Source organism: Sulfobacillus harzensis (assembly GCF_012933365.1).
In the GTDB taxonomy this organism is placed as follows: domain Bacteria; phylum Bacillota; class Sulfobacillia; order Sulfobacillales; family Sulfobacillaceae; genus Sulfobacillus_B; species Sulfobacillus_B harzensis.
The window spans coordinates 1-9,059 of sequence record NZ_JABBVZ010000122.1 but is presented as its reverse complement, the minus strand read 5'-3'; the positions used below and the strand labels follow the sequence as shown (position 1 = coordinate 9,059).

Below are 9,059 nucleotides of genomic sequence, written 5' to 3'. Positions count from 1 at the left end.
ACGGTTAGTTCAGCCTGGCTTTTCCCGGCTGTCCCGTGAGAAAAATGGATCTTGACATTTAACCGCGGGACTTAGTCTTCAACCCGGTCTTTAACCGGTCGGCAGTCTTTCACAATGACGTAGGGTATTGGGGAGCAGTAGACGCACGTTACGTCTCCCCTGAGATGCACGATGAACTGCTGTTGGCCGGTAGTGGGATCGACGCCGGCATACCGGGCCGTGCAGGTGAAATTTCCCGCACAGTCGGGTGGAGAGATGAGCGATCCACCTTTAGTCGGCAGCAGTACCCGGACAAAAAAGATGTTACCCTCGACGGTTCCGGTGCCGTGGAACGTGAATCCATCAACGGTTGCGTCGAATGCGATATCAACGGCTACGGCGACCGTAATGCCGACAGCGCGGGATGACACGGACGTAAAGAAGACGTCGGTGACGGTGCAACCGGTGACCGTGACATTGGACAAGCTTAAGCACGCGCTCGAAAATTGAACCACGCCGCTAAAGAAGGGAACTTCTTGGGTGACGTCTCCCGCTTCTGGGGCGCAGACAGCAATGCAACCGCGGGGAATTGGCCCGATGGGCATGGTAGACACCTCCTATTAAATGGAATTCAGGGTATTGTATGGAAAATAGGCGAAGAAGTGACTGCCTGAGATGCCCGGTGCACCGTTTCGTTCTCGCGACGGCTGGTTCTCTGCCCCCCTAAGCGGGTTCCGGAGGCCGTACGGGTGAAGTGAGAACCGGCTATTGGTCGGCCGTATGGTGTGGACATGGTGGGCAAGGCTGTCGCTATGCACGCGCGATATCCAACTTGGGACCCACACCGAGAACGTCTTCGTGAGATCAAAGTGCACTCGACGCGATGTGGTGGGCAAACCCGTTCAGCCGCTGCATCCGGCCACGATAAAGGCTTGATCAATCCAACTCACTCACCATCGTTCCGGGAAGACGACCTATTTGGAAGCTGCCGCCAATTTCGTTAGAATAAGGATGAGCAGTCGGGCATTGATCATGCGAAGTGATGAATCCGAAAGGGGACGTGAGGATGACACGCTATATCGTCGAGTTTCGAACGAATCCTGGTGAGGGCGACAAGGCGATGGGACTTTTTCGTCAGATGAAAGAGTACTTCAAGAACCAGCACCAGAAGACGTTAGAGGTCTTTTATCAGGCGTTTGGAGCGCCGGGTACATTCCAAGCGGTTATGGATTTCGAAAGTTTAGCTCAATTAGAGACATTGGCGAATGCAATTCGGAAGGACCCCGCCTATCAGCGGCTATCTGACGAAGCTCGGCGCGTATTTACGGCCGACTCGTTTTCGACCAGCGTCTACTATCAAGTGTAAGCAATCACCGGGCATGAGCCGGGTCCACGTGGGGATCCGGCTCAAGGTCGTCTACTGGGGTCTTTTGATCACGTATGCGCTCAAGGCCATGGCAACGGCTGCGTAGATACAGAGTCCCAACCAGTGAGACCAGGTGTTATAGGGACCGTGGAACATGAGGCCTTTAAGAATGGCCAAGGGCCCCGTGGAGGGGAGAACCCAAAAGGCCAGCGACCATTGCCCCACTGCATTCACGGGCACCATACCCAAGAAAAGCACGCCCATCATGACCAGGTTTCCGAAGAGCCCGGCTAGACCTTCGTCGGGCGCGATAAGACCAATGAGACTGCCAATGGATCCCATGGCGACGCTGGTGATCAGTAAAAGCGGAATAATCATTAGAGGCTTTTTCATAACTCAGCGGATCTCGGTTGTGGATAAGTATCTCTGCCCATATCGGACACTTTTTCGTTCGGTGGCGGTAGATCGAATTCGGTCGTTCCCGCGTTAAGACAATAGGATGCCCGGCAAACGACGTCCGGTCGATTGCCGCTGTCTGAGAATCCCTTAAACGCGAGGCGGCTTAGGCCGCGGAAGCCAGCACGGCGGCGGCCAGGGCAATGACCGCCAACAGGTTATGGATGTGTACTTTCCGGCGTCCGCGGACGCGGACGGTCCGCAAGTTCAGTTGCTCTTTGAGATAGCTGAACGCGCGTTCCACGCTGGTCCGCAGATCATACAGTCGGTCCCACTCGCGGGTCCCCCGGACGATGCGCCCCACCTCGCGCGGATTGTCGGCAATGGCGATTTTCTCGACGTAGCCGTAATTGGACCCCGAACACCACGCCATCCCCATCGGACAGTCGACATGGCCGGTGGCATGCGGGCATCGAAACTTTTGGGTGTCGGTGGTGGTATCATATCCCGCCAGGGTCAGGGTATACCCCATGGAGCACGTGGGTCTCCCGAGGTCGTCACGCCCTTCGGGCGGCGCGCCGCCATGGCGATTGAGCGGAATGATCGGCACCAACCCCTGCGCCTGGAGATCCTGATAGAGGGTGGCTTGATCGTACCCCGCATCAAAAATCGCCACGCGCTCACCCATGTCCCGATCCGTGGTCATCTTGACCAGCGGTCGCGCGAGGTTCACGTCATGCAGCTTGGCCGTCGTCGTCAGAGCCGCCAATGGGAAGAGACTGCTCGCCGCCACGGACAGGTGCAGCTTGTACCCAAACCAGCGATATTTCTGCCCTTTGGGTCCCGTTTTCAGCCCCCAGCTGGCGTGTTCCGAATCTTGCGGGGCTGTCTCAAAAGGTATGTCGGCGGTGATGCCGTCCCTAAAATGTGCCCCTTTTACCCCACGTAGTGGAGGAAGTAGGTCACTTTCCTGCCCGTTTTTGGGGGTCAAGTGGGGGAGAAATTTAGGGAAATAGGCTTTTGAGACAGCCCCGTCTTTTCATACCCGGGCACATCCGATGCATCGTACGCGGCCTCCTCCGTCGCGACCACGCCGTGTTGGCGAGCCGTCTCGACTTGCTGGGCATGAACGGCTTGCAAACTGGTGCACCGGCTCAGTTGGTCGAACATCCGGGAAAAGGTGGCCGCGGAGGGGACATCCGACTTGCCACGATAGCCGACAATCCAGCGAAAGACCGGATCCCGGCGCAGCCTGGCCCGCAGGGCTTCCGTCGTGGGGATTTGTTCGACTGCTTTGGCGACGTAGGCCCGAATCATGAGGGCGCGGTCATGCGTTTCGGGCCGGCCCGTGCGGGCCGGTGTTGGCAGGGCGCTGAGCGCTGGGCCCAAAGGAACCGCATCCAAAATGGCTTGGAGCTGGTCATCCCATTCGGTGTCTTGAATCCATTCCTCAAAGGAAAAGAACGATGTTTGTCGAAGTGATTTCATCAAGCGAGTTCCTCCTCGTTCGGGGTTTGGTCGGGATAACCAAGACTTCGCGAACGACGGAAGGAACTCCTTTTTGCGTCTTATTCAGGGGGAAAGCCATTTTCTTGCCTCGCGGAGACGGCACGTAGCGCCGGTTTCACGTTATGAAAAACCCTCATTAGAGAAAAGTGCAACGACAGGTGGTCCAACCAAAATCCTTCCGCGGCAATCAGGAAGACTCCGGGCCAGGCGAAGAGCCCATATACCGTGGTCAACGCAATCATTAGCAGGGACAAGGAGATGGGCAAGACGCGATAATGGTCTAATGCACGGCTGACCTTAAGCCAGGCTACGTATTGCGACAGCATCACTATGGTGGCGATCGACTCCGACAGAAGCATGGCCCCGGCAATAATGTTGAGGCGTTCCGTTCCGGACATCTGGGTGTTGGTCAGATGCAACAGCAACACAATGCCGGCGGGCATCACAGCGCTAACCACAATATAAGGGCGCCAACTGCGTCGAAGGCGGGCAAATTGCATGTGGAGCAGTACTCGAAACATGGTCCCGAACGAGGCCCGTCGCATGGAAGTCATGGGGTGTTCTCCTCACTACTATCTCGCAGCGCTAAGTACGCATCTTCCAAACTCGGTTCATTGACCGACACGCTGGAAATGAGGCCGGGTTCAGCCAACCAAGCCGCCAGCAGGGTCAAAGCCTCTGGTCTCGGTGCCGTAAATTCCAGCGTGGGTGGGTGGACATAGATGCGGTCGGTAATGGACCCCATATCATGGGCCAGCCGTGTTGCGTCATGGGGCGCCGTGACGGACACGGTTAATATATCGCCAGCATTCCCGCGCAGATCATGGGGATGGCCATCGTGACGAATTTGCCCGTGGCTCATGATCAGCACGCGGTCCAAGACCCGTTCCGCTTCCAAGACATTATGAGAGACCAGGAGCACAATACGATCGGGATTCCTCAGGCGGTCAATGAAATCCCAGACGCGGCGACGCATGAGAGGGTCTAGCTCATTAGTCGGCTCATCCAATGCCAATACAGGCGTCGGGGCAACCACAACGCTTGCGATACCGACCAGCCGATGCTCACCGCCGGACAACCCGGCGACTTGACGATGGCGCAGCGCTTGTAAATCGAAGGCCTCCAGAAGCTGTTCAGTATTGCGACTGGCATCTTGCCGGGGTTGCCCGCGCAAGAGGGCGCTTGAGCGTATGGCCTCCTCGACAGTTAGATCGCCCAAGGCCAGTGGGTGCTGGGGAAGATAAGCGATGGTTTCTTTGACCCATTGCTTCCCGGCCACGACTGTTCGCCCGCCAATGACAATTTGCCCCGAAGTGGAGCGAGTGAGGCCAACCAACTGCCTCAACAAGGTAGTTTTTCCGGCTCCGTTCGGGCCTAACAGGCCAACAATGGTGCCAGGCTTCACGGTGAGCGAGATGTCACGGTTGGCCCACACGGAGCCAAAGCGCTTCGACAACCCCTGAAACTCTAAATCCATGATTATCCTCCCCTCCTTGGCTCATGATTATGACAGAAGGGTTATTTCGCCCCGCTTAGGACGGCGCGTGATAACCACGGCGAACAATTCGGGCTGGGGTGGGCTCACCGTTTCTCGCGAAAACGCGCCGGGTTGCTCGGCGTCCAACTGATAAAACAACGGTTTCGGGTCATGGTCGTTGATGAGCGTCACGGCCTGATAGGGCGGCAGTGCATCCAGCACGCGAAATATGACCTCGTGTCTGATGTTGGACGGCAACGTCCAAGCGTTAAGGACCAGCGCTGATGGGTAATCCATGGGGTTCAGCCTCCTCACTGAAATGTACGACTCCGAGAATAGCATGCCAGATTCATCGCATCGTGATCCAAGTCACGAGTCCGTTTTGTGGCCCGTTCTCCCCGCTCGGGGGGGCCAAATGGCATGGATCGTCGGGCCATATGACGAGAATGTCGGCGATTTTTGCCGAAAACCGCGTTCATTTGTGGGCCATCCGACACCCAATTTCCTACCCATTTGCCAGATTTCCGAGGCTCCACAAAGTCCGATGATAGTCCTGCAAGGAATTTGAAAGATTGGAAGGACGTGAGCCGCAATGATGATTGACTACTTAGCCGTGATGCTCGTCAACATGGGAGCAGGCTTGGCACTTCTAGCTCATTACCTTTATGTGAAGCCGGAGAAAGGCCAGCGAAAGAGCTGGGGCGCCGGATTTTTCGCCGTCGGACTTTTAGGTATCGTTACTTCGTTGCCAATGGTGTTGACCTGGCCGCTGCCCGGCGGGTTTAACGTGGCGTATGGAGAACCCGGACTCTTCTTCAGTGTCCTATTCTTGGCCGCAGCAGTGACGTTGACATTTGAATGGGAGCCCTTGATTCCGGCGATTTACGGGTTTTTCGGCGGCATCTACGCCGTGGTGCTGGGCATCCGCATCTACGATTTGCACTTGGGGTCGAACCCGTTTGCTGCTCTCATGGGATTCCTGCTTACAGGCATAGGCGGCATGCTGGTATTGCCCGCCATTCAATGGCACAACAACCGTACCTTAACGATTGTCACGGCAATCATCTTAGGATTGGCAGCCATTCTTTGGCTCTACACGGGATATGATGCCGGCTGGGGCCACGTGCTGGACTTTGCCAAGTACGTTCCGGCAACCATGACGCACAAATGAGGCCAGTTTTCGGAAACGACCACTCCCATTTCTCAGGGGGTGGTCGTTTGCGCGAAGGAGGAAAGGGGGAATTCACGTGGAAACCCCGGAGTTGTTCAACCGTATCGCGACGCACTATGACTTTTGGAGCAACCTTATCTCGGCCGAAGGCATCCGGGCGTGGCATCATTTTGCTCTTGACGCCATGCGCATCGAGCCGGGAAACGCCGTGCTCGATGTAGGTTGCGGGACGGGAACCAATACCCTGGCAATGGCCGAGCGAGCAGGATCGCAAGGCCGGGTGGTTGGTCTCGATCCATCCGCGGCGATGATTGATGCCGGTAGGGCGCGTATAGTCGGAGACCACGCCGCCCCAATCTCGTGGGTGATCGGACAGGGAGAGCATCTTCCCTTTTCTGATGGGCAGTTTGACGCCGTATCAGCGCAATTCTCCATGCGCAATATGGAAGATTGGTCGCTCGCCTTGCAGGAAATGGTGCGTGTTTTAAAACCCAACGGTCGTTTGCTGGTGCTCGACGTGGTGCAACCGCTGACGACCTTGGGGGCCCTCGCGTGGAATGGGTTAAAAATGGTGACATCTCGGCTGACCAGCCCGGGGCTGAGCCCCTACCAATGGCTCGGCATTTCGATCGATCATGCCCCTACGACAGAGGAGCTTAGGGTCGCGTTTCAACAACAGGGTCTAGGCAATATTCAGTTTCATCATTGGTTGGGCGATTTGGTTGTGGCGATGGTCGGCCACAAGCCGGTTCGGAACTTGGAACGCGGCCCCGCCGAAGCGAAGACACCTACACTGCTGTGGGCCGTAGACGGTTCCATCACTGCGCGTGCTGCCTCAGAGTGGATTAATTTGTTTCTTCAGCGTCAGAGTGATGTTGAAATCGTCACCGTAATGCCCCCAACGGGGGCGAGTCAGGGCGTAGCAGCCGCGGACGCCCATATATGGCGTGGCCACGCGATGGATGCCGCCACCCGCCTAACGCCCGACCAATTTCGGGTTCGGCTCCACGTCGTAAGCGGCCAGCCCGGGCCGACCATCATTCGGGTTGCGCGCACCGTCCATGCGACGTTGATTGTCGTGGGTGAAAAAGGTGGTTCCGAGCGGCGAAATCAATGGGTTGGGAGTGTGGCCCGGCATGTCTTGCAAAACGCGCCCTGCCCGGTGCTAATCGTCCCGACCACCGCGTTGGGGGATGGCGTGGGGCAATTTCCAGCTCAACTTTCGGATGTCCCGTAAAGAAGTGGGACCAATGGGTCCCTGATGTCGGATCGTATGGCTGTTTTGGCGTTCGGGGATCGGAGATACCATCAAGTTGGGTAGAGAAAGGGGCGACGGTTATGAAGACGATGTCGATTTTACTAGCCACCGATGGATCACCGGAGGCGTTGGCGGCAGCTGAGTGGCTCGATCGATGGAACGTGCCCGAACGGACTGAGGTGACCGTTGTAACCGTTATCACGCCGCCGAGCACCGCATGGGCCGGCGCTGGAGGCTATGTGCTTGACGCAGGAATTTATGAGAAGACCTATCAGGAAATCCTCGACGAGGAAAAGTCGGAGGGGCACGAAATTTTAGCCAAAACCGCTAAGGAAATCATTCATTGTCGGGTAGTGCGGGAGGAGGTGTTGATGGGACAGCCAGCCCGAGCTATCGTGGAGTACGCCAAAACCCATCATATCGATCTCATCATTATGGGCCGCCGGGGTCATTCGGCCTTAGGCAATCTTATGGGTAGCGTATCCTTTGGGGTTCTTCAGCGGTCGTCCGTACCCGTTACCATCGTCAGTTGATCAACCCGCGTATAACCGTGGCCCGCATTAGTTGATGGCGTTCAAGCAAGTCCTCCAACTATCGGGGGCGCGGGTTATAGGCGAAATAGGGAGTTCACGGAGATGGAACATTATGGATCCGTTTACGGCGTTCCCGCCCCTTATCGATGGGAGTTCGACGCTGTGATGTCAGGAGCACTGAGCGATATTGTGTACCGCGTATGGCGTGGCTTTCCCGTAAGGGGAACTTGCCATCTTGGCCCCATTCAATCCGAGCATCGGGTTTTGGATCCCGAGGCGTACAGGGTGGGGGCCAAAGAGAAGTAATCGCCAGCGAGGCGAGGATCGGGGGCCTTAAAGGTCAGCCGAGTCGTACGGAAGAGGGTGAGATCATGATGGGCATGATGGGGGAAGCTTTCGGGGCTTCTGGGCTTTTTGGGGCCGGTGTAACGCTAGCGGTTGCCGCTGTAGGGTTGGCTATCGGGGCGAGGGTGAGGGAGAGCACTCGGCGTGTGTCACCCACCTCCTCGGCGTCTAGTTCCTTGGAGGCCCTCAAACTTCGCCTTGTACGGGGCGAGATCGATCCCGATACCTATGAGGAAATTCGTGCGCATCTTTCGGACTAGAAAGCGCTTCCAGCATTGGGAGACGGGTGGTTGGCGCTCGCGAGACGCGAGGCATGGTGTTGGGTGGGGCGCTCAGTCGGACGTATGAAGGGGGAGGCAAGAGTGCGCATTGCGGTTATCGGTGGGGGCATCTCTGGGCTTGCCACATGTTACGCCTTGGAGAGACAAACCTGGACGGGGCACGCGCCTGTCATGGATCTGTACGAAGCCGAAATGCGGTTGGGAGGTGTGATTGAAACGGTGCGTTTTGGCCGCGCCGTGATTGAAATGGGCCCAGACAGCCTCGTCGACAAACCGGATGGCGTCGTTGCGTTGGCGCAACAGTTGGGGTTAGGAGGCGACTTGGCTCAAATCAACCCGGGAGCGGCACCCCCACTCTGGCTCAAAGTGGATGGTTGGCATCCGTTTCCGCATCGGGAAACCAGGTCGTACACCCTATTAGGAGGGCTGGATCAATTGACCGAAGCTCTGACCAGGGCGCTTCGGTCAACCCATATCAGTCTCGGTGCGCGAGTGTCCGCTATTTCTTCCTATGGTCAGCAGTGGTTGGTTGAGGCGGAGCCAAAGGTTGAGGGGATCTACGACGCCGTGGTGCTGGCACTGCCGACGGTTGCGGCCTTACCGCTGTTGTCCCCGACACTTCGGATTCCCGAACTAGACAAGATTACCTATCCAGCCCGGGCTGTAGTGGGGGTTGCGCCTTGAAAGCTCAAGGAACACGGGCCGCCTGCAATGGCGGCCAGAGTAAAGCTTAGCCGTGCAGCC

At 57.0% G+C, this 9,059-nt stretch carries 13 protein-coding genes; 6 read left to right on the top strand and 7 right to left on the bottom strand.

The annotated features are described in order from the left end of the window. Positions 1–71: 71 nt before the first annotated feature. Complete coding sequence (locus HIJ39_RS19825; protein WP_169102775.1) at positions 72–584, bottom strand: hypothetical protein; 513 nt, start codon at positions 582–584, stop codon at positions 72–74. 461 nt (positions 585–1,045) lie between these two features. Here HIJ39_RS19825 and HIJ39_RS19820 point away from each other — a divergent pair, with 461 nt between their 5' ends. Continuing rightward, positions 1,046–1,345: an NIPSNAP family protein gene (locus HIJ39_RS19820; RefSeq protein WP_169102774.1), complete on the top strand. Its 300-nt coding sequence runs from the start codon at positions 1,046–1,048 to the stop codon at positions 1,343–1,345. Positions 1,346–1,396: 51 nt separating this feature from the next. On the opposite strand, the gene HIJ39_RS19815 is transcribed toward HIJ39_RS19820, so the two are convergent. The 6 genes from HIJ39_RS19815 to HIJ39_RS19790 form a co-directional block, all read right to left on the bottom strand. Continuing rightward, positions 1,397–1,738, bottom strand: coding sequence for an ABC transporter permease (locus tag HIJ39_RS19815; protein WP_169102773.1), 342 nt, complete (start codon positions 1,736–1,738; stop codon positions 1,397–1,399). A gap of 169 nt (positions 1,739–1,907) precedes the next feature. Then, positions 1,908–2,732 carry a transposase gene (locus HIJ39_RS19810; RefSeq protein ID WP_243239841.1) on the bottom strand — a complete coding sequence of 275 codons (825 nt, stop codon included), beginning with the start codon at positions 2,730–2,732 and terminating at the stop codon, positions 1,908–1,910. Further along, the gene (locus HIJ39_RS19805) at positions 2,729–3,229 is read right to left on the bottom strand and encodes a transposase (RefSeq protein ID WP_243239840.1); all 501 of its coding nucleotides are present in this window, start codon (positions 3,227–3,229) and stop codon (positions 2,729–2,731) included. The genes HIJ39_RS19810 and HIJ39_RS19805 overlap by 4 nt, the downstream gene beginning before the upstream one ends. 80 nt (positions 3,230–3,309) lie before the next feature. Next, positions 3,310–3,804, bottom strand: coding sequence for a hypothetical protein (locus tag HIJ39_RS19800; RefSeq protein WP_243239839.1), 495 nt, complete (start codon positions 3,802–3,804; stop codon positions 3,310–3,312). Continuing rightward, positions 3,801–4,727: an ABC transporter ATP-binding protein gene (locus tag HIJ39_RS19795; RefSeq protein ID WP_169102772.1), complete on the bottom strand. Its 927-nt coding sequence runs from the start codon at positions 4,725–4,727 to the stop codon at positions 3,801–3,803. The genes HIJ39_RS19800 and HIJ39_RS19795 overlap by 4 nt, the downstream gene beginning before the upstream one ends. A 27-nt stretch (positions 4,728–4,754) precedes the next feature. Then, complete coding sequence (locus tag HIJ39_RS19790) at positions 4,755–5,024, bottom strand: DUF2249 domain-containing protein (protein ID WP_243239838.1); 270 nt, start codon at positions 5,022–5,024, stop codon at positions 4,755–4,757. 295 nt (positions 5,025–5,319) lie between these two features. Between HIJ39_RS19790 and HIJ39_RS19785 the strand changes: the two genes are divergently transcribed. The 5 genes from HIJ39_RS19785 (at position 5,320) to HIJ39_RS19765 (ending at position 8,999) form a co-directional block, all read left to right on the top strand. After that, positions 5,320–5,898: a DUF981 family protein gene (locus HIJ39_RS19785; RefSeq protein WP_169102770.1), complete on the top strand. Its 579-nt coding sequence runs from the start codon at positions 5,320–5,322 to the stop codon at positions 5,896–5,898. A gap of 76 nt (positions 5,899–5,974) precedes the next feature. Continuing rightward, the gene (locus HIJ39_RS19780; RefSeq protein WP_169102769.1) at positions 5,975–7,135 is read left to right on the top strand and encodes a class I SAM-dependent methyltransferase; all 1,161 of its coding nucleotides are present in this window, start codon (positions 5,975–5,977) and stop codon (positions 7,133–7,135) included. Between the two features lie 101 nt (positions 7,136–7,236). Further along, the gene (locus HIJ39_RS19775) at positions 7,237–7,689 is read left to right on the top strand and encodes a universal stress protein (protein WP_169102768.1); all 453 of its coding nucleotides are present in this window, start codon (positions 7,237–7,239) and stop codon (positions 7,687–7,689) included. Between the two features lie 371 nt (positions 7,690–8,060). Continuing rightward, positions 8,061–8,294, top strand: coding sequence for an SHOCT domain-containing protein (locus HIJ39_RS19770; RefSeq protein ID WP_169102767.1), 234 nt, complete (start codon positions 8,061–8,063; stop codon positions 8,292–8,294). Positions 8,295–8,396: 102 nt separating this feature from the next. Beyond that, complete coding sequence (locus HIJ39_RS19765; RefSeq protein ID WP_169102766.1) at positions 8,397–8,999, top strand: FAD-dependent oxidoreductase; 603 nt, start codon at positions 8,397–8,399, stop codon at positions 8,997–8,999. Positions 9,000–9,059 lie beyond the last annotated feature (60 nt).